The sequence below is a fragment of the Amycolatopsis sp. NPDC098790 genome, assembly GCF_044759945.1.
Taxonomy (GTDB): domain Bacteria; phylum Actinomycetota; class Actinomycetes; order Mycobacteriales; family Pseudonocardiaceae; genus Amycolatopsis.
The window spans coordinates 2,128,087-2,146,823 of record NZ_JBIWAI010000001.1; the positions used below are offsets into that span (position 1 = coordinate 2,128,087).

Sequence of the window (18,737 nt, forward strand, 5' to 3'; positions counted from 1 at the left end):
CGTGCCTCCGGCCCCCGGTTTCCAGCTTATCGGCCGGCACCGACAGTTTCGGGCGGCTCCGGCAGCTCCATCGCCGCCAGCCTCGCCGGGTCGGCCACCGCCGCGATGCCCGTGATCCGGCCGCCCACCACCGTGAACGCCACCACCGACATCGGCCTGCCGTCCGCGTGCCACGCCACCACGCCCGGCAGCCCGCCCACCAGGACCTCCTGGCCGCCCGCCGCCGCTCCGATGCGGGCTCCCGCCGCTACGTTCGTGGCCCCCAGGACCACCACCACGCCGTCCGGGGTGTCGACCGTCAAGCGGACCTCCGGGTCCAGGACCCGCAGCAACTCCTCGAAGTCGCCGTCTCGGGCCGCTCTCAGGAACGCGTTCACCACCTCGCGTTGCGACTTCCCCGCGCCCGAAGGACCCACCGGTGTGCGGACCTTCTTGCGCGCCCGGCTCGCCAGCATCTTCGTCGCGCCCGGGGTCTTGCCGAGGATGCGGCCGATCTCCTCGAACGGCACCGCGAACAGGTCGTGCAGCACGAACGCCAGCCGCTCGCCCGGCGCCAGGGACTCCAGGACCACCAGCAGCGCCAGCCCGACCGAATCCGCGAGCGCGACGTCGTCCTCCGGCGCCGGACCCTCGTCGACCGCCACCACGATCTCGTCGTAGGGCGCCTCGGGACGGGACCGGCGCGAGCGCAGGACGTCCAGGCTGAGCCGGCCGACCACCGTCGTCAGCCAGCCGGCGAGGTTGTCGATCGCCGCCGCGTCCTGGCGGGACAGCCGCAGCCACGCCTCCTGGACCACGTCCTCGGCGTCCGCGTGCGAACCCAGCACGCGGTGGGCGACCGCGCGCAGCCGGTCGCGCTGCGCCTCGAAGACCTCGGTCATCGTGTCGGGCATGTCGTTACCTTCCTCGGTTCCGCTCCGTCATGGGGATGACGGATCCGGACCACCACAGGTAACAGCAGGAGGAACGATGGAACCACGGCTCACGGACTCGGGCGACCCCGAGGTGTTCGGCGCGATCCAGCGGATCGTCAAGGCGGTGCAGGACGGCGGCGTCGACCCGCTGCTGCTCGACCTGGTCCACCTGCGGGCCAGCCAGATCAACGGCTGCAGCCCGTGCGTCTACGGGGGCATCCAGTCGGCGAAGCGCCGCGGGGAGACCGACGAGCGGCTGCACAGCGTCGTCGCGTGGCGCGAGACGCCGTTCTTCACCGAGCCGGAGCGGGCCGCCCTCGCGCTGACCGAGGCCGCCACCCGGATTCAGGACGGAGAGCCGGGCGTGACCGACGAGGTCTGGGCGGCCGCGGCCAAGCATTTCGACGAGAAGCAGCTGGGTGCGATCACCCTGAACATCGCGCTCACCAACTTCTTCAACCGCATCAACCGCACGACGAAGCAGCAGGCGGGCAAGGCCTGGTGAAACCCGGCGGGGCGCCACCCCGGCGCCCCGCCGGATCCCGGTCAGGCCGGGGTGATGATGTACGCGATGCCGCCCGGGCCGCTCGCCACGGTCCCGTCCGCGCGGTAGCGCTTCGTCCGCTGCCAGATCTTCTCGAACTGGTCGCGCTTGTACACGTTGCGCACGCGGTCGTTGCTGCTCGACGCCGGGTCGTTCGCGATCACGTCGCCGTCCTTCGTGAAGCCGACGACCACCATGATGTGGCCGGCTGTCCCGTAACCCGCGCCGTCCAGCTCTTCCGACAGGAACGACTGGGACGTGATCACCGGGATGCCCCGCGCGATGTAGTTCTCCAGCTCGTTCAGCGAGTGCAGCCGCGTGATGTGACCGCGCAGGCCGCGCGAAGCCGCGTATGCCGTGTTGAACGGCCAGTTGCCCGTGCCGTCGTACGCGTGGTCGTACGTGTAGCGCGCCGCGAACGCCACCGACGGGTCGACGTAGTCCGCCGGGATCCAGGACATCTCCGCCGCCGACGGCTTCTTGCCCCAGTACTCGGCCACCATCTCCGTCGACGTCGGGCTGCACCACGCTTCGCCGCCCCCGCCGTACTGCGGGAACTGTCCCTTGTGGAGGTTCTGCGCGTACGCCGGCACCTTCAGCTCGATCCCGGTGGCGCGGCCCGGCTTCGTCGTCTGGACGTCGAAGCGGTCCGGCACCGCCGAAGTCATCGCGCCCAGCGACGTCACCGACGGCGTCGCGTGCGAGCCGGCTTCGCGGTAGAGGTTGACCCGCAGCTGGTACGACTTCAGCGTCACGCCGGTCTTCATGACGAGCGTGTCGACGTCGACCGCCGCGTTCGCGTCGTCCTGGCCGTCGACGCTGGTGCGCAGGATGTCACCGTCGCCGCTGGCCCAGCGGCCCATCACGTACCACGCGGTTTCGACGCCGGCCGACGTCCGGCCGCGCGCCTCGACCTGCAGCCACGTCTTCGCCGGCGTCCGCGCGTTCCAGGACGCGACCAGCTGCGTCGCGCCGAAGCCCTCGCGGTACTCCGGCGACGTCCACTGGCCGTATTCGTACGTTCTCGTCGTGCCCAGTTCCGGCTCGGTGTGCTCCACCGTGCCGGCCGGGCGCGTGATGCGGAGGCCGTCGCGGGTCAGCGCGAGCCCGGCGAAACCGCCTTCGTGGAAGCGCCCGCCGTTCCATTCGTGGTAGTCGATCGCCTCGTCGTCGTGGGGCCGGGCGGGCGCGGCCTCGGCGACTTGCGCGGTTACAGCTGTTAACACGACTACCGACAATAAGGTGAACAACTTGCGTACGCGCATCCCGGCTCCCTGATAGACCCACCCAGTAGCCAGGGATTTTCGCCGCTCCGGCCGGGTCTGTAAACAGGTACCTAGAGGACGGCCTGGGTCTGTGTCACTTTCGCGACCAACTTGCCGTCGTCGTCGTGGATCTCCGTCTCCACCACGACGAACTTGCGGCCGGCGTGCAGTGGTCTGGACGACGCAACGGCGTAGCCCGAACGCACCGCGCGCAGGAAGTTCGTCTTCGACTCGACGGTCGTCGTGCCCTGGCCGCCTTCGGGCAGGTTGAGGAACGCGCACACGGCGCCGGTCGAGTCGGCCAGCGCCATGAGCGCGCCCCCGTGCAGCGCGCCGCCGAGCGTGCAGAGGCTTTCGTCCCACTTCAGCCGGCTGCGGACGAGCTCGCGCCCGTGCTCCAGCACCTCCACGCCCAGGCGCTCGGAGAACGGCATGGAACGGTGGAAGAGCTGCGTGCCCTCGGGATCGGTCATGCGGTCACTGTGCCGCACGCCCGGCCCGAGGGCGATTACCTCGCGCGTAACGCGCTCAGCTCAGCGGGTTGACGAGCAGCAGTTCCGTGTTGTGGTCCGCGGGGTCCCCGACGCGGCCGAGGTCGGTGTGGATGTCGTTGTACGACAGCTCGCGGTAGAGCGACGCAAGCGCTTGCGGCGTCCGGGAACCGTAGTCCACGGCGTACGGGGCTTCCGCCTCGATCAACGTCGTGAACAGCGACAACGTGCCGTCCGCGTTGTCCGCGACCTCGACGATCCGCGCGTGCTGCGGGAAGTCGATGTGCGACGCCGTGTTGATCTCCCAGAAGCCCTGTTGCGGCGTGTTCCCCGCGTGCGGCGTGATCTTGTTGAGGTGCGTGTGGCCGTTGACCCACGCCAGCACGTTCGGGAACCGCTTGAGCAGGGCGACGAACGCGTCGCCGTTCAGACGCGGGTCGAGCAGGTGGCGCGAGTCCGGCAGCAGGTTGGTCATCGTGCCGCTCGTGTGGTGGCTGAACAGCAGGAACAGCTCGTCGGTGACGTCGTGGACGACCTTGCGGCCGAAGAAGTCGTAGTACGTCGAGCTGCTCCGCTTCAGCGTCGACTCGACCCAGTTGTACTGCGCGAGGCCGATCGAGCCGTCGGCGAACCCGGCGTCGGTCGTCGTGTCGAGGCTGATCCCGGTGATGCCCGGCGCGATCCGGAACGTGTAGTAGACGTTCTTGCCGTCGGCGTTGGCGCTGGTGAAACCGTGCCCGACCGGGCCGGGGCCGGTGTTGGCCGCGTCGAGGTGCGCCTGGACGAACTGGCCGGTGGTGAACGGGCGGCGCCGCGCGTCCGGCGTCACCTCGCGGATCGTGCCCGAGCCGCCGAACAGCTCGGCGACCGGGACGCTCGAGCCCTTCTTGATGGCGTCGGCGAGCTTCCTCGAAGTGCTCTCGTCCTTACCGATGACCTTGTATCGGCCGGTGTACCAGGCGTCGATGCCCGGGATCTGCGCCGGCAGCGAGCCGACGATGCTGTCGTCGTGGTTGCCGAACGTGCAGAACCACGGGACGTCGAGGCCGGGCGCGGTGAACGTCCCGATGCCGGCTTCGAGCAGGCCGGGCAGCTGCGGGAAGCCCTTGGCGGAGTAGTCGTCGCCCACGCCGGGGATGGCCGGGTTCCAGAACGCCTCGTTGCCGGAGCTCTGCACGCCCTCGTAGGCGTTCGTGGCGCCGGAGTTCGGCGTGACGCTGCCGCCGTTGAGGACCTTGAGGAACCAGTCGAGCTCGATCAGCTCGTGGTTGTCGGTGTTGTCGCCGGTGGTGACCATGAGGTCGAACGGCCGTCCGGTGAACGGGCCCTGCCGCACGCTGTTGACGCGCTCGACGAGCGCGCTGGTCGCGATCGTGCCGAGCGCTTCCTGCGGCCGGTGCGCGGAGCCGATGAACGGGTGCAGGTACTCGAAGCGCGCGGGGCTTTCGGTGTCGGTGATGTGCAGGTCGGTGAACTGCACGAACGCGCTGAGCGCGCGGCGGCGGTCGTCGCGCCCGGACTTCGGCGTGGCGAGGTCGCTGCGGACGACGAGCGGCCAGCCCGGGCCGCCCTGGAGCCGGGTGTAGGCCGGGCCCGCGGTGACGGCGGCGGCGGCCTGCTCGAGCGTGGTGCCGGACGTGGTGACCGAGCGCGTGCTCGTGAGCCGCAGTGCGCGGTCGAGGGCGTTCGCGGTGGGCGTGCACAGCAGCAGTCCGAGACCGGCGGCGCCCGCGGTGGCGACGGCGCGCCGGGTGAGTTCGGCCATGGTTGTTCGCTCCCCAGTCTTCTCGGTTGCCCAGCACCGTGCCGGACGTGGGTGGACGCGGGGTGAACGTGAAAAACATTCACCGTGACAGTTCAATCCACCCTGTCACAGGCTTCGGGGTGGGGTGTACCGCCGAAGGTCGTGGTCATTTCCGCCGCTGGGCGAGCCCGTCGAGAATGACTTCGGTGCCGAGTGCGAACAGGTCGTCGGCGCCGAGCTTGGTGAACCCGAGTGCGCGCGCGTTCGGGTAGTTCTTCAGGTTCTCCTGGAAGGCTTTCGCGGCTTCGGGGTCCGGTTTCCCGGGGCGCTCGACCGACGCGAGGACGTGCGCGGTCAGCAGCCGCGCGATGCCCGCGGTGTCTTCGGGGGTGAAGCCGGCTTCGAGCAGGATCCGGGCGGTCTGCTCGATGTGGGCGAGCCGGTTCGGGCCGGGCGGGCGTTCACGCAGGAGTGTCGCGGCGTCGCGGTGCTTCAGGACGATCGCGCGGAACTGGTGGAGGCCCTGCTCGAGCTGGTGGCGCCAGTCCCGCGTCTCGTCGATGTCGAACGCGTCTTCGCAGACGGCTTCGGCGAGCAGGTCGAGGAGCTGGGCCTTGTCCTTGACGTGCCAGTAGAGCGTCGGCGAGCTGACGCCGAGCCGCGCGGCGAGCCGCCGGGTGCTCAGCTCGGCGAGGCCGACCTCGTCGAGCAGGGCGAGGGCGGCGTCGGTGATCTGTCGGCGATCGAGCGTCACCCGGCGCACTCTATCAGTGATAGAGTGGTCTCTATCACTGATAGAGGGGGACGTGATGCGCTGGTGGATTGCGGGGTGCTCGCTGGTCTTCGCGATCGGTACGGCACTGCAGAACTTCGTGGTGATCGACGCCGAACTGGTCGCGCGGGCGGCATCGCTCGCGGGAACGCCGGTCTCGGACGGCTTCCTGACGGGCCTGCGCCTGGTCGGCGACGTCTACCTGGTGGGCAACCTGCTGGGGTTGCTGGCACTCACGGGGCGCCCGTGGGTGTTCTGGCTGGTGCTGGCGGTGAACGCAACGCAGGCCGCGGGCGTGTTCGCGATCCCGCCATCGGTGTGGCGGGCGACGGTGGACTTGTACGGCTGGGTGGGGCTGCTGCCGTCGGTGGTGACCGACGGCGGTGCGCTCGTGCTGACGGTGGTGCTGGTCAGCAGGCGATTCCGCACGCGGTCCCGGCCGCGGCGAACAGACCGAAGAAGAACAGCATCACGATCAGCGCGGGGATGACGGCGACGATCCCGCAGACCAGGCCGGCGATGCCCATGCCCTTGCCGGTGTAGCCCGGCCGGTCGGCCTGCACCATGCCGCCCCACGACAGGCCGATCGCCAGGAAGCCGAGGACCAGGTCGACGAACGGGATCCAGAAGGTGACGAGCGCGATGATGCCGACAACCATGCCGGCGACCGCCATGCCGCTGGTCATCAGCGGTTGGTAGGCGGGGTACGGCTGGGCGCCGTACATCGGCTGGGGACCGTAGGCCGGGTACGGCTGGGTCACGTACGGCTGGACCGCGTACTGCGGCGCCGAAGGCGGGTACACCGGTTCGGCCGGGGCAGGGAACTGCTGATCCGGCTGGTAAGGGTCGTAACTGGTCACCGTGCACCCACTTCTGTCCGTCCCCAGCGAAGTCGCCCGGACGGTGCTGCACGTTACTCAGCCCGTCAGGCCCGACTCCGTCACCCCGCGGACCAGGTACCGCTGCAGGAACGCGAACAGCAGCACGATCGGCAGGATCGACACGGCCGCCGCGAGGAACAGCAGGTTGAGCTGCGGGTTCTGCGCCGTCAGCAAACCGGACAGTGCCACCTGGACAGTCCACGAATCCGGCGACTGCGCGATGATCAACGGCCACAGGAACGCGTTCCAGCTGCCGATCACCGTGATCACCGCGATCGCCGCGAAGAACCCCTTCGAGTTCGGGACCACGATCCGCCAGAACACGCCCCAGCGGCTGAGCCCGTCGACCCGGCCGGCCTCCTCCAGCTCGCGCGGGAAGTCCAGGAAGTACTGGCGGAACAGGAACACGCTGAACGCGCTGAACAGCCCGGGGATCACCAGCCCGCGGAAGTCCGACAGCCAGCCCAGCGACGAGACCACCACGAAGCTCGGCACGAACGTCACCGACGTCGGGATCATCAGCGTCGCCAGTACCGCGTAGAACACGAACCGCGAGTGCCGGTACGGGATCCGCGCCAAGCCGTAGCCCGCCAGGGAGCAGATCACCAGCAGGCCGAGGGTTTGCAGGACCGCCACGATCGCCGAGTTCAGCAGGCTGCGCGCGAAGGGGACGTCGTCCGAAGAGAACAGCTTCGAGAAGTTCTCCCAGTGCACTGTGGACGGGAAGAACGTCCATCCCGGAGCGGTGATTTCCGCCCGCGACGACAGGCCGTTGCGCACCAGCAGGTAGAACGGCAGGAGGAAGAGCACCGCCGCGACGACGAGCGCGGTCCAGCGCAGGACGGCCTTCACGACACCCGTCCGAAGCGGAAGACGCGGCCCTGCAGCAACGTCACCAAGGCGATGATCAGCGCCAGGATCACCGCGCCCGCGCTGCCGCGGCCCAGGTCCTGGCCGCCCGAACCCAGCGACGTGTAGTACAGGTACACCAGCGGGGGCCGCGCGAACGGCGGATAGCCGCGTGAATCGCCCATGATGTTGTAGAACTCGTCGAACGCCTGGTACGCGTTGATCAGGTTCAGCAGGAGCACCGCCACCGCCGTCGCGCGCAGCTGCGGCAGCGTGATGTAGCGGAACACCTGCCAGCCCGGCTTCGCGCCGTCGAGCCACGCTGCTTCGTACAGGTGCCGCGGGATCCGTTGCAGCGCCGCGATGAACAGGATCATGTAGAACCCGAGCTGCAGCCACAGCCGTGCCGTCACCAGGACGATCCAATACAGCGGCGGGTCCACCGTCCCCGTCCAGGCCACCGGCTCGACGCCGAACACCGACAACACGCTGTTCGCCAGTCCATATCGGACACCCGAGAACAACGACGTCTTCCAGATCAGCGACGCCACGACGTACGAGCACGCGAACGGCAGGAAGAACACCGACCGGAAGAACGCCCGCGCGAACCGCAGCTGGTTGACGCCCAGCGCGAGAGCCAGCGACAGTGCGAACGTCAGCGGCACGATGAACACCGCGAACACGCTGAACGTCCCCAGGCTCGACAGGAACGGCTCGTCGGTCAGCATGTGCCCGTAGTTGCCGAGCCCGACGAACTCCGTCGGCGTCACCGTGTTGCGCGCGTCGAAGAAGGACAGGTACGCGCTCCAGCCGATCGGCAGGTACGCGAACACCGCCAGCCCCAGCAGGAACGGCCCGACGAACAGCCAGAACGCGCGCGCGTCGCGCCGCTTCACCCGAACAAGCGCTTCAGCTCGGCCCGAGCCACCTCGACCGCCGTCTTGGTCTGCGCGACCGGGTCCGCCCCCTCCTTCGCGATCTTCGCGACCGCGTCGGACAGCGCCGTGTTCGACTGCTGCGTCCACACCGGACCGCCGACGAGGTGGCCGTTCTCGCGGACGAACCGGGCGGCGTCCGCGGCCGGGCCGGACGCGAGGCTGCCCGCCTGGCCCACCAGGCTCTGGCGCGCCGGCACGTGGAAGCCGAACTTCGTCGCGAACTCCAGCTGGTCGTCGGTCTTGTCGACCCACAGCCACTTCACGAACGCCTTGGCCTCGGCGACGTGCGCGCTCTTGGCGTTGACCATCGCGCCGTACGCGCCGACCGGCACCGACGGCGCGCCCGTCGCGTCGAGCCGGGGGAACGGCAGGACGCCGAAGTCGTCGTCGAACGCCTGCCGGATCTTCGGCACGTTCCACAGCCCGGTCCACTGCATCGCGGCGAGCCCGTCGACGAACGCGCCCGGGTCCGACCAGTCCGCCGGCGCGCCGAGCAGCAGGGACCCGTTGGCGTTCAACGTGTGCAGCTTCGCCAAGGCGGTCGCCGCGCGCGGGTCGTCGAAGCCGACTTCGCGGTTGCCGTTCTTCAGGTAGTCGAGGCCCGCCGACCACAGCAGCGGCCCGGTGAGGACGCCGACACCGCCGTCGTTGCCGGCGAAGAAGCCTTTGACGCCGTCCTTCGACAGCTTCGCGGCCGCGTCGATCAGCTCGTCGACCGTCTGCGGCGGCTGGACGCCGGCGGCCTGCAGCAGGCTCTTGCGGTAGAAGAGCACCTGCGTGTCGACGGCCTGCGGGATGCCGTAGACCTTGCCCTCGACCGTCTGCGCGGCCAGCACGGCCGGGCTGAAGTCGTTGCGGACCGGCGCGATGACGTCGTCGAGCGACACCACCTGGTTCTGCCGCACCCAGTCGATCTTGACCTGCGCCTCGAAGACGTCCGGGACGGCGCTGTTCTGCAGCGCGGTGACGATCTTCGAGTCGTAGTCGCCGGGGTTCCACTGCACGTTGACGCTCGCGCCCGGGTAGCTCGCCGCGTACCGCTTGACGGCTTCCTGGACGCCGTCCTCGCCGTACGCGTGGTACCACTGCTGCAGCGTGACCTTCGGCGCGTCGGACGGCGGCGGGCCCGCCGAGTACGCCGTCGACGGCGGCGCGGTGCCCTGCCGTCCGGTGTTCGACCCGCAAGCCGCGGTCAGCGCGCCGACTCCCGCCAGCGTCAAGAACGTGCGCCTGTTATGCATCCCCAGAACCCCTCCGACGTGCTCTGAAGGCCACCATGAGGGAGGTAGGTTCCCCCATGGTGGCCGTTCCAAGCGTGCAGACTCGCCGGAGATTTACCCGTTAGAGCTGGGCGATGTCGAGCTTTCCCTCGGAGTAGGACGCGCGGATCCGCTTCTTGTCGAACTTGCCGACGCTCGTCTTGGGCACTTCGTCCACGAACGTCCAGTTCTCCGGCAGCTGCCACTTCGCGACCTTGTCGCTCAGGAAGTCGCGCAGCTCCTCGGGTGTGGCCGTCTGGCCCTCCTTGAGCACGACGGCGACCAGCGGCCGCTCGTCCCACTTCTCGTCGGGGATGCCGACGACCGCCGCCTCGGCCACCGCCGGGTGGCCCATGACCTGGTTCTCCAGGTCGACCGAGGAGATCCACTCGCCGCCGGACTTGATGACGTCCTTGGCGCGGTCGGTCAGCGTCAGGTAGCCGTCGGCGCTGACCTTGCCGACGTCACCGGTGCGCAGCCAGCCGTCGTGGAACTTGTCCGGGTCGACGTCGGAGCCGCCGTAGTACGAACCGGCGATCCACGGGCCCTGGACCTCGAGCTCGCCGACGGCGTCGTCGTCCCAGGGGAGCACCGCGCCGTCGTCGTCGATCAGCCGGGCGCGCACGGACGCCGGGAAGCGGCCCTGCGTGTAGCGGTACTTCCAGGCGTCCTCGCCGGTCGCGCCGGCCGGCGGGCGGGCGACGCTGCCCAGCGGCGACGTCTCGGTCATGCCCCAGGCGTGCAGGATCGACACCTTGTGCTTCTCCTGGAACGCGTGCATCAGCGACGGCGGCACCGCCGACCCGCCGACGACGACCTCGCGCAGGTGGGAGATGTCCTGCGGGTGCGCCTCGAGGTGGGCGAGCAGCCCCTGCCAGACGGTCGGGACCGCGCCGGCGAACGTCGGCTTCTCGGCGGCCAGCATCGCGGAGATCGGCGCCGGCTGGAGGAAGCGGTCGGGCATCAGCAGTGACGCGCCGACCATCAGCGCCGCGTAGGGCAGGCCCCACGCCATCGCGTGGAACATCGGCACGATGGCCAGCGCCTTGTCGCTTTGCGCGAGGTTCATGCTGTCGCTCATGCAGACCTGCATCGAGTGCAGCCAGATCGAGCGGTGGGAGTAGGCGACGCCCTTGGGGTCACCCGTGGTGCCCGAGGTGTAGCACATCGCGGCGGCGGAGCGCTCGTCCACGTCCGGCCAGTCGAAGGTGTCCGGCTGCTGGGCCAGCAGGTCGGCGTAGGCGTGCACCTGGACGCCGTCCGGTGCTTGAAGGGCGGCCGCGTCGCCGTTGGCCACGATGACGTGCCGGACGGTCTTGAACTCCGGCAGCTGCTTCGCCAGCAGCGGGACCAGCGTGCCGTCGACGATGACGACCTGGTCCTCGGCGTGGTTGGCGACGAAGGTCAGCTGCTCGGGGAAGAGCCGGATGTTCAGGGTGTGCAGCACGGCGCCCATCGCCGGGACGGCCAGGTAGGCGGCCATGTGCTCGGCGTTGTTCCACATGAACGTGCCGACGCGCTGGTCGCCCGTCACACCGAGGCTCCGGAGCGCGTTCGCCAGGCGGGCGGCGTTGCGGCCGAGGTCGCCGTAGGTCTCGCGCCGGGCTTCTGAACCGGTCCAGGTGATGACTTCGCTCGCCGAGTGCACCGACGTGCCGTGGCGGAGCAGGTTGGCCAACGACAGCTGGCCGTCCTGCATGGTGCTCAACATGGTCGCTCCCGGGGGTCGTTCGCCGGTGGACTGGGGTTGCGCCGACTCTAGTGCGGATCGGGTGAAGCGGGCATGGTCGACAACGGCTCCGTTCGGTCACGGTCGTCGCGCGATCGGGGGACGACCGGACGATGATCAAGATCATCAATTTTTACGCTTTTCCTTATAGGCGAGGAAATGCACGACGTAACGGAGGCTTCACTTCCGGGTGAGTCTGGCCACTCCGCCCGCTTCTTGGGAGCGTTTCCGCAGGCCGGAGCGGGTTGCCCGGTATCACCTCCGGGGGTAATAAGTGCGTGTCGGTTGCACGGCCGCGAAGCCGGTGGCGTTTACTGGGGCCGTGGCAAGAGACGGCTGAGCAGCGCTTGCAGGAGCAAGCACTCAGAAAAGCTGTCGGCCGCGAAAGCGGAGACCTGAGAGGAAAGGACACTACGTTGGCTCTGCCTACGTTGACTCCGGAGCAGCGCGCCGAGGCCCTGGCCAAGGCCGCCGAGGCTCGCAAGGCGCGTTCGGAGCTGCTCGCGTCGATCAAGTCCGGCAAGGAGAGCATCGAAAAGGTGCTCAAGCAGGCCAAGGAGAACAAGACCATCGGGAAGACGAAGGTCACCCAGCTGCTGAAGGCCGTTCCCGGCCTCGGCGCGGTGAAGGTCGCCGCCCTGCTCGAGCAGGCCGGCATCGACCCCGACCGGCGTGCGGCCGGCCTGGGCGAGCGCCAGCGCGAGGCGCTCATCGACGCGCTCAAGTAGCTCGTCGTCAGGAGCTCCCGCGAGGGGAGTGTCGCTCGTGACACTCCCCTCGCGGATCTCCCGAAGCCTGGGACGCTGGAGTCGTGAGTTCTCCTGATCCGGCGACCCCGGTACTCGACCTCGCCGCCCGCTACCAGCGAGGCGACTTCCTCTTCACCACGGCCCAGCGCGCACTCCTCGCGCAGGGCGTGCTCCGGACCGTCACGGACACGGACCCGCGGCAGCTCGCCGCGGCGATCCCCGGCGTCCTGGCCTCCACCGGAGCCCCGCTGGCCGTCGGTGTCCTCCCGTTCGACACCGGGCCCGACACGAAGGTGCCGGGCCACCTCGTCGTGCCCCGGACCGTTCACCGCGCCGAGGGAGCGCCTTCGTTCGCGCGTGAGGTCCTGCCGGCGCCCGCGCGGGTGCGTGCGGTGCCTTCGCCCGCGCAGCACATGGCGGCCGTCTCGGCGGCTGTTGACGCGCTGGGCTCGCGGGGCCTCCGGAAAGCCGTGCTGGCCCGTGCGCTGGACCTCGAATTCGTCTCGCCGGTGTCCGCCGAGCGCGTCGTGCGCAACCTGGCGGTCGGCAACCCCCGGCACTTCACGTACGCGGCCGAGCTGCCCGGCGGCCGCACGCTCGTCGGCGCCACGCCCGAGCTGCTGCTGCGCCGGACCGGGCGCACGGTGTTCTCGTCACCGCACGCGGGCTCGATGCCGCGTTCGGCCGACCCGGTCGCCGACCGCGCCAACGGCGAGGCCCTGCGGACGTCGCGCAAGGACCAGCTGGAGCACGCGGTCGTGATCGACTACCTGGTCGAAGCGCTGCGGCCGTTCTGCCGGACCCTGGAGGTCCCGGCCGAGCCGGAGCTGGTGACGACGCCGGCGATCTGGCACCTGCGCACGCCGATCACGGGCGAGCTGGCCGACCCGGACGTCACGGCCCTGGACCTCGCGGCGGCCCTGCACCCGACCCCGGCGATCTGCGGCACCCCGACCGACGGCGCCCGCGAGCTGGTCCAGGAGCTGGAGCCGTTCGACCGCGACTACTACGCGGGAGCGGTCGGCTGGGTGGACGCGTCGGGCGACGGCGAGTGGGCGGTGGCGATCCGCTGCGCCGAGATCGCGTCGACGTCGATGAGGCTGTACGCGGGCGGCGGCATCGTGGCGGCGTCGGAGCCGCAGGTGGAGCTGGACGAGACGACGGCGAAGTTCCGGACGCTGCTGACGGCGATGGGCCTGGAGGACAGCGTCTAGGGGGCCCAGAGTTCCTCGGTCACCGACAGCTCGTCGGTGGTCAGGACGGCGATGGCCGCGCGGTAGCCGTCCGCGGCCTTCAGGTCGACCAGGCGCGTGCGGGCCGGCTCCAGCGCCGGGTCGCCCGACTCGACCAGCCTCGCCGGTTCGTCGAAGCGGGAGAACGTGATGCTCTTGAGCGGGATGCGCAGGCCCTTGCCGGTGGCCTTCATCACCGCTTCCTTGCGTGTCCAGTAGACGAAGAACGCGTTCGCCTTCTCCGCGTCGGTCAGGCCGGTCAGGTGGGCCGCCTCGGCCGGGCTCAGCGCGTACTCGATCAGGCCGTCGTCGGCCTTCCGGGTCGCCGTCTCGACGTCCAGGCCCACCGGGACCGACGGCGTCGCCGCGACGCCGATCAGGTCGCCCGAGTGGGAGATCGACAGCGTCAGGTCGGCACCCGGGACGTGCGGCCTGCCGTGCTGCTTGCCGCAGTCTTCGCAGGTCGCGTCGAACTTCACCTGGTCGACGGGGGTGCCGAGCCACTCCGCGGCGACCGTCTTGGCCAGCACGCGGCCGGTGAGGAAGCGGCGCTTGTCCGCGTCCTGCCGGTACGCCTCGAAGCGGCCTTGCTCGACGTCGTCCAGCAGGCGCAGGAAGCGCTCTTCGGCGGGCAGCGGGGACGACCAGCGGACCACGATCTCCATCACGCCCCCGATCCTCCCGGGCGCTCACCCCGTTGTCACGAATTCGGGGAGAGGTCTGGGGTAATCCGGCTCATAAGAGGTACCCTGGGCTAAGCAAGCGCTTAGCCAGTGTCGGAGGAGCAGCTCACCCATGGATTTCTCTCTCAGCACCGAAGAACGGGAAGTGCGCGACTGGGTCCGCACGTTCGTCCAGCGGGAGCTGATCCCGCTCGAGCAGGAAGTCCTGCGGCGTGAGCGCGCGCACCAGCCGGGGTTGACCGGCGAGGAGCTCAAGGACCTCCAGCTCAAGGCGAAGGAGTCCGGTTTCTGGGGCGTCTTCACGCCGGAGGAGTACGGCGGCATGGGCCTGTCCGCCGTGATGGCCGCGCTGCTGGAGGCCGAGCTCGGCCGGACCTTCGTGCCGTTCCGCTTCGGCGGTGCCGCGGACAACATCCTGTTCCACGCCAACGAAGAGCAGAAGCAGACCTACCTGCTGCCGACCATCTCGGGCGAGCGCAAGTCGTGCTTCGCCATCACCGAGCCGGGTGCCGGGTCGGACGCCAAGGCCATCCGGACCACCGCCCGCAAGGACGGCACCGACTGGATCATCAACGGCGAGAAGACCTTCATCACCGGCGGCAACGAAGCCGACTTCACGATGGTCTTCGCGATCACCGACCCCGAGAAGGGCGCGAACGGCGGCGTCACGTGCTTCCTCGTCGACCGCGAGGCCGGCTGGAAGTCCGAATACATCGACACCATGGGCGAGTGGGGCCCGGCGTCGCTGATCTTCCAGGACGTCCGCGTGCCGGAGACGCAGATCCTCGGCGAGGAGGGCCGCGGGTTCGAGCTCGCCATGCAGTGGATCGGGCAGGGCCGCTACCTCCTGCCGGCGCGCGCGATCGGTTCGTGCGAGCGGCTGATCTCGATGGCCATCGAGCACGCCAACACGCGTGAGACGTTCGGGCAGAAGATCGCCGAACGCCAGGCCATCCAGTGGATGATCGCCGACTCCGGCGTCGAGCTCGAAGCGCTGCGGTGGCTGGTGCTCAACGCCGCCTGGCAGGTCGACCAGGGCGTCGACTCGCGGCACGCGCAGTCGATGGCGAAGCTGTACGGCGGCCAGAAGGCCAACGAAATCGTCGACCGCGTCCTGCAGATCCACGGCGGCATGGGCTACACGCGGGAGCTGCCGGTCGAGCGGTGGTACCGCGAGCTGCGGCTGCTGCGCATCTACGAAGGCACCGACGAGATCCAGCGCCGCACGATCGCCCGCAACCTGCTCAAGGGGCACGTGAAGGTCGGCGGCGTCCTGGGCTGAGTCCGCCCCTGAAACGCGTGAAGCCGTCAAGGCCGCCTTCTCCGGCGGCCTTGACGGCTGTTCGGCTGCGTGCTGCTTACTGCTTGTTGCGAATGGCGATCGGGACGCCCGCGAGGTCCTCTTCGTTGCACAGGAGCTTCACGTCGTAGTACGGCGAACCCTGGCGGTCGTCGTAGTCGAGGTGGATGGCCAGGACGTCGAGCGGCTCGCCCAGCCATTCCTGCGCCTGCCGTAGCCACGCGGAGCACCGCTCCAGGGCGGTGGGGAGATCGTCATCACGGAACTCGACGGGGCGATAGGGGACATCCTGCACCTGATCGCGGGGGTGTGCCGGCGCCGGGAGGCCCGGCGCGAGACCCGAGTCGTCCAGTTCCAGTTGGATCGTTTCCTCAGTCACCCTTCGAGCGTCCCCCACGCGCGCCGTCTGGGCAAGGCGTACACAGGTAAAAGCGCCGCTAAACGGACATGCCCCACTCTTTCGCGACGATTTCGCGGCAGCGTCGCAAGTCGGCTACACCGGGCGGGGACGTGCAGCCCAGCGCCCTCGAGACCAGCTCCGCGTAGTGCTCGGCGAGCTGGTCCAGCGCCAGCGGGCCGCGCGGGGAATACCACCGGGCGACGCCGCTGCACATTTCCAGCAGTGCGAGCCGGGTCACCGCCGGGTGTTCGGTGTGGAACACCCCCGCCGCCACCCCTTCTTCGATCGCCGCCGCCCACAGGTTCTCGTAGGCGTCCCGCAACGCCACCACCGGTTCGCGCGCCGACGGGGACAGCACGTCGACTTCGTTGTCCACCACCCGGGTTTCGGCCGGGCCGACCGCGTGCGCGAGCACGTGCAACGCGACCAGCGTGCGCAGCCGGTGCACCGGGTCCGGGCTGCCGGCCGTCGCCTCGCGGGCGGCGTCGAGCAGGCGGTTCAGCGCCGTGTGCATGATTTCCGCGAGCAAATCCTCCTTGGTGCCCATGTAGTGGTACAGGCTCGCCGACGAAAGTTCGGCCTCCTGCGCCAGATCGCGGATGCCCGTGCCGTGGAAACCCTTGGTGGCGAACAGCTTCACCGCCGCCGCGCGGACGCGCTCCCGGCTCGTCACAGCCATGCCGCCGCCTTCGCGTCCCACGACCCGGCGCGCGGGTCGGCCACCTTCCGCAGCTCGCCCTTGGCGACGCGCTCCGACGGCGTCATCGGCAGCTCGTCGGCGAACGCCCAGAAGCGCGGAACCTTGAAGTACGCCAGCTTTTCCGAGCAGAACTCCGCCAGTGCGGCGGGTTCCGGACGTTCGCCGTCGCAGACGACGTACGCCTTGATCTCCTCGCCGCGCAGCTCGTCCGGTACCGCGACGACGGCGGCCAGCCTGACCGCGGGGTGCAGCAGCAGCGCGCGCTCGACCTCGTCGGCGGAGACGTTCTCGCCGCTGCGGCGGATCATGTCCTTGGTGCGGCCGACGTAGTAGACGCGGCCGGTGTCGTCCATCCACGCGAGGTCGCCGGTGTGGAACCAGCCGTTCTCGAACGCTTTCGCCGTCGCGGCCGGGTCGTCGTGGTAGCCGTGCATCAGGCCGATCCCGCGGAGCAGCAGCTCGCCGGTTTCCCCGCGTGGCAAGGGTTTCCCGTCGGTGCCGGCGATCATCGCCTCGCGGTCGCGGGCCGGCCGGCCGATGCAGCCGGTGCCGACGGTCTCGTCGTGGTCGGCCGCCGTCATCCGGATGTCGCCGCCGGTTTCGGTCATCCCGAACGCCTCGTACCACGGCACGCCCCAGCGCTGTTCGAGTTCGGCGTGCAGCTCGTGCGGGATCGCCGACGCGCAGATCGCGCGGACGCGGTGGTCGCGGTCGGCCTCCGACGGTTCCTGGCGCAGCAGCAGCGTCGGCATCAGGCCGAGGCAGTAGAACCAGGTGACGCCGTGCTCGCGGACCTTCGCCCAGAACGTGCTGGGGTGGAAGCGGTCCAGCACGACGAGGGTGGCGCCCGCGGCGAGTCCCAACGCGACGTTCCACTGTGGATCGATGTAGTGGAACGGCTGCGCGGTCAGCAGGACGTCGTCCTCGCCGACGGCGGGGAAGTCGGTCGCCAGGCCGATCGCGAGGGTCGTCCAGTAGCGGTTGGGCAGGACGCAGCCCTTGGGCGCGCCGGTGGTGCCGGACGTGTACTGGATGTTCACCGGAAGTTCGGGCACCGGCGCGAACTCCGAGCTTTCACGTGAAAGCTCGGCCCCCAGGTGGGAGCTTTCACGTGAAAGCTCCGCGGGGGTGAGCACCTCGGCCGCGTCGATCCGGCCCAGCAGGGCGGTGAACTCTTCGGCGGCGACGACCAGTTTCGCGCCGGAGTGCCGCAGGACGTGGGCGCCGTCGAACTCCCGGTAGTTCGTGTTGACCGGCACCAGCTGCGCGCCGATCTTCGCCAGTGCCAGCCAGGTCAGCGGGAATTCGGGCTGGTTGCGCAGCATCACGGCGACCCGGTCGCCTTCGCCGATGCCGCGCCCGGCCAGCGCCGCGGCGATCCGCGAGCTTTCGCGGTCGACGTCGGCGAACGTGAAGGTCTGGTCGAGGTGGTCGAACACCCACGCCGTGCGCTCCGGCCACAGCTCGGCGGCCCGCGTGACGAGCTGCGCCAGCGTGCCGATCTCGGCGAGCGGGGTCATCCCCGGCTCCGGAACGCTTCCGTCGACGCGGCGACGGCGGCCGAGTGCTCGGTGATCAAGGCGTGGCTGACTTCGAGTTCGAGCGCCGGTTCGACGTCGATCGGAGCGTCGAGGACGCGCTTCGCCATCGCCGCGGCCGCCGGTGGGTGTTCCGCGATCCGCTTGGCCCAGCTCAGCGCCTCGGCTTGGAGCTGTTCGGCGGGGACGGCGGCGTTGACCATGCCCAGCTCGGCGGCTTTCCGGCCGTCGAAGCGCTCGCCGAGCAGCAGGAGCTCCTTCGCCTTCAGCGGGCCGACGAGCAGCGGCAGCAGCCGCGACGCCGCGCCGGTGACGCTCAGGCCCAGCGAGACCTCCGGGAACGCGAAGACGGCGTCCTCGGCGGCCAGGATCAGGTCGCAGCCGAGCGCGAACTCCGCGCCGGCGCCGATCGCGTAGCCGTGCACCGCCGCGATCACCGGCTGACGCAGCCCGCGCAGCCGCCGCGTGACGTCCTGGAGCCGGTCCAGCCGAGCCCGCGAATCACCCTCGGGGGTGGGTTCCTTGAGGTCGTGGCCGGCGCAGAAGGCGCGGCCGTTCCCGGACAGGACGACGACGCGCGCGTCGCTGCGGGCGGCCGCGTCGAGGGCGGCGAGGAAGTCGTCGACCAGCAGGGCGGCGACCGCGTTCAGCCGCTCCGGGCGGTTCAGCCGGATGTGCGCGATGCCGTCCTCGACGGCGAAGTCCACGGTGGGCATGAGGGCGATGCTAGACGTTCGATCGATCGATCG

At 69.8% G+C, this 18,737-nt stretch carries 20 protein-coding genes; 5 read left to right on the forward strand and 15 right to left on the reverse strand.

Features of this window, described 5'->3' with window-relative positions:
* Positions 1–26: 26 nt before the first annotated feature.
* Positions 27–893: a sigma-70 family RNA polymerase sigma factor gene (locus tag ACIQWX_RS10690; RefSeq protein WP_400868073.1), complete on the reverse strand. Its 867-nt coding sequence runs from the start codon at positions 891–893 to the stop codon at positions 27–29.
* A gap of 76 nt (positions 894–969) precedes the next feature.
* Here ACIQWX_RS10690 and ACIQWX_RS10695 point away from each other — a divergent pair, with 76 nt between their 5' ends.
* Positions 970–1,419, forward strand: coding sequence for a carboxymuconolactone decarboxylase family protein (locus ACIQWX_RS10695; protein WP_400868075.1), 450 nt, complete (start codon positions 970–972; stop codon positions 1,417–1,419).
* A gap of 41 nt (positions 1,420–1,460) precedes the next feature.
* Here ACIQWX_RS10695 and ACIQWX_RS10700 read toward each other — a convergent pair whose 3' ends face one another.
* The 4 genes from ACIQWX_RS10700 to ACIQWX_RS10715 all read right to left on the reverse strand — a co-directional run bounded on the left by ACIQWX_RS10700 (position 1,461) and on the right by ACIQWX_RS10715 (position 5,712).
* Positions 1,461–2,723: a peptidase C39 family protein gene (locus tag ACIQWX_RS10700; RefSeq protein WP_400868077.1), complete on the reverse strand. Its 1,263-nt coding sequence runs from the start codon at positions 2,721–2,723 to the stop codon at positions 1,461–1,463.
* 71 nt (positions 2,724–2,794) lie between these two features.
* Positions 2,795–3,196: a PaaI family thioesterase gene (locus ACIQWX_RS10705; protein ID WP_013230138.1), complete on the reverse strand. Its 402-nt coding sequence runs from the start codon at positions 3,194–3,196 to the stop codon at positions 2,795–2,797.
* Between the two features lie 55 nt (positions 3,197–3,251).
* On the reverse strand, positions 3,252–4,979 hold the full coding sequence (locus ACIQWX_RS10710; RefSeq protein WP_400868080.1) for a TIGR03767 family metallophosphoesterase: 1,728 nt from the start codon (positions 4,977–4,979) through the stop codon (positions 3,252–3,254).
* A gap of 145 nt (positions 4,980–5,124) precedes the next feature.
* Positions 5,125–5,712 carry a TetR/AcrR family transcriptional regulator C-terminal domain-containing protein gene (locus ACIQWX_RS10715; RefSeq protein ID WP_400868082.1) on the reverse strand — a complete coding sequence of 196 codons (588 nt, stop codon included), beginning with the start codon at positions 5,710–5,712 and terminating at the stop codon, positions 5,125–5,127.
* Positions 5,713–5,767: 55 nt separating this feature from the next.
* Here ACIQWX_RS10715 and ACIQWX_RS10720 point away from each other — a divergent pair, with 55 nt between their 5' ends.
* Positions 5,768–6,220, forward strand: a complete 453-nt coding sequence (locus tag ACIQWX_RS10720) for a hypothetical protein (protein WP_400868084.1) — start codon at positions 5,768–5,770, stop codon at positions 6,218–6,220.
* On the opposite strand, the gene ACIQWX_RS10725 is transcribed toward ACIQWX_RS10720, so the two are convergent.
* The 5 genes from ACIQWX_RS10725 to ACIQWX_RS10745 form a co-directional block, all read right to left on the reverse strand.
* Positions 6,141–6,590 (reverse strand): DUF4190 domain-containing protein, encoded by a 450-nt coding sequence (locus ACIQWX_RS10725; protein ID WP_400868085.1) that lies wholly within the window; start codon positions 6,588–6,590, stop codon positions 6,141–6,143. The two genes, ACIQWX_RS10720 and ACIQWX_RS10725, sit on opposite strands and share 80 nt — an antisense overlap.
* A gap of 57 nt (positions 6,591–6,647) precedes the next feature.
* The gene (locus ACIQWX_RS10730; protein WP_400868087.1) at positions 6,648–7,463 is read right to left on the reverse strand and encodes a carbohydrate ABC transporter permease; all 816 of its coding nucleotides are present in this window, start codon (positions 7,461–7,463) and stop codon (positions 6,648–6,650) included.
* Positions 7,460–8,356 carry a carbohydrate ABC transporter permease gene (locus ACIQWX_RS10735; RefSeq protein ID WP_400868089.1) on the reverse strand — a complete coding sequence of 299 codons (897 nt, stop codon included), beginning with the start codon at positions 8,354–8,356 and terminating at the stop codon, positions 7,460–7,462. The genes ACIQWX_RS10730 and ACIQWX_RS10735 overlap by 4 nt, the downstream gene beginning before the upstream one ends.
* Complete coding sequence (locus tag ACIQWX_RS10740) at positions 8,353–9,639, reverse strand: ABC transporter substrate-binding protein (protein ID WP_400868091.1); 1,287 nt, start codon at positions 9,637–9,639, stop codon at positions 8,353–8,355. The genes ACIQWX_RS10735 and ACIQWX_RS10740 overlap by 4 nt, the downstream gene beginning before the upstream one ends.
* A 100-nt stretch (positions 9,640–9,739) precedes the next feature.
* On the reverse strand, positions 9,740–11,368 hold the full coding sequence (locus ACIQWX_RS10745; RefSeq protein ID WP_400868093.1) for a long-chain fatty acid--CoA ligase: 1,629 nt from the start codon (positions 11,366–11,368) through the stop codon (positions 9,740–9,742).
* 434 nt (positions 11,369–11,802) lie between these two features.
* Between ACIQWX_RS10745 and mihF the strand changes: the two genes are divergently transcribed.
* Together mihF and ACIQWX_RS10755 are read left to right on the forward strand one after the other, a co-directional pair.
* Positions 11,803–12,114 carry an integration host factor, actinobacterial type gene (mihF, locus tag ACIQWX_RS10750; RefSeq protein ID WP_051767699.1) on the forward strand — a complete coding sequence of 104 codons (312 nt, stop codon included), beginning with the start codon at positions 11,803–11,805 and terminating at the stop codon, positions 12,112–12,114.
* 83 nt (positions 12,115–12,197) lie between these two features.
* Positions 12,198–13,349, forward strand: a complete 1,152-nt coding sequence (locus ACIQWX_RS10755) for an isochorismate synthase MenF (RefSeq protein WP_400868096.1) — start codon at positions 12,198–12,200, stop codon at positions 13,347–13,349.
* On the opposite strand, the gene ACIQWX_RS10760 is transcribed toward ACIQWX_RS10755, so the two are convergent.
* Entirely contained in the window at positions 13,346–14,032 is a 687-nt protein-coding gene (locus ACIQWX_RS10760) for a 4'-phosphopantetheinyl transferase family protein (protein ID WP_400869519.1), read from the reverse strand. The genes ACIQWX_RS10755 and ACIQWX_RS10760 overlap by 4 nt on opposite strands.
* 130 nt (positions 14,033–14,162) lie before the next feature.
* On the opposite strand from ACIQWX_RS10760, the gene ACIQWX_RS10765 reads away from it, so the two are divergent.
* A complete protein-coding gene (locus ACIQWX_RS10765; protein WP_086680388.1) occupies positions 14,163–15,332 on the forward strand; it encodes an acyl-CoA dehydrogenase family protein in 1,170 nt (389 codons plus the stop codon).
* 76 nt (positions 15,333–15,408) lie between these two features.
* Here the strand turns inward: ACIQWX_RS10765 and ACIQWX_RS10770 are convergent, their stop codons facing one another.
* Genes ACIQWX_RS10770 through ACIQWX_RS10785 form a run of 4 tightly spaced genes read right to left on the reverse strand, consistent with a single transcriptional unit; the run spans position 15,409 to position 18,704 of the window.
* The gene (locus ACIQWX_RS10770; RefSeq protein WP_086680390.1) at positions 15,409–15,729 is read right to left on the reverse strand and encodes a hypothetical protein; all 321 of its coding nucleotides are present in this window, start codon (positions 15,727–15,729) and stop codon (positions 15,409–15,411) included.
* A 58-nt stretch (positions 15,730–15,787) separates the two neighbouring features.
* The gene (locus tag ACIQWX_RS10775; RefSeq protein ID WP_400869521.1) at positions 15,788–16,423 is read right to left on the reverse strand and encodes a TetR/AcrR family transcriptional regulator; all 636 of its coding nucleotides are present in this window, start codon (positions 16,421–16,423) and stop codon (positions 15,788–15,790) included.
* A complete protein-coding gene (locus ACIQWX_RS10780) occupies positions 16,420–17,970 on the reverse strand; it encodes an ATP-dependent acyl-CoA ligase (RefSeq protein ID WP_400868098.1) in 1,551 nt (516 codons plus the stop codon). Before ACIQWX_RS10780 ends, ACIQWX_RS10775 begins: the two co-directional genes overlap by 4 nt.
* Positions 17,967–18,704, reverse strand: a complete 738-nt coding sequence (locus ACIQWX_RS10785) for an enoyl-CoA hydratase/isomerase family protein (RefSeq protein ID WP_400868100.1) — start codon at positions 18,702–18,704, stop codon at positions 17,967–17,969. Before ACIQWX_RS10785 ends, ACIQWX_RS10780 begins: the two co-directional genes overlap by 4 nt.
* Between the last annotated feature and the right edge of the window lie 33 nt (positions 18,705–18,737).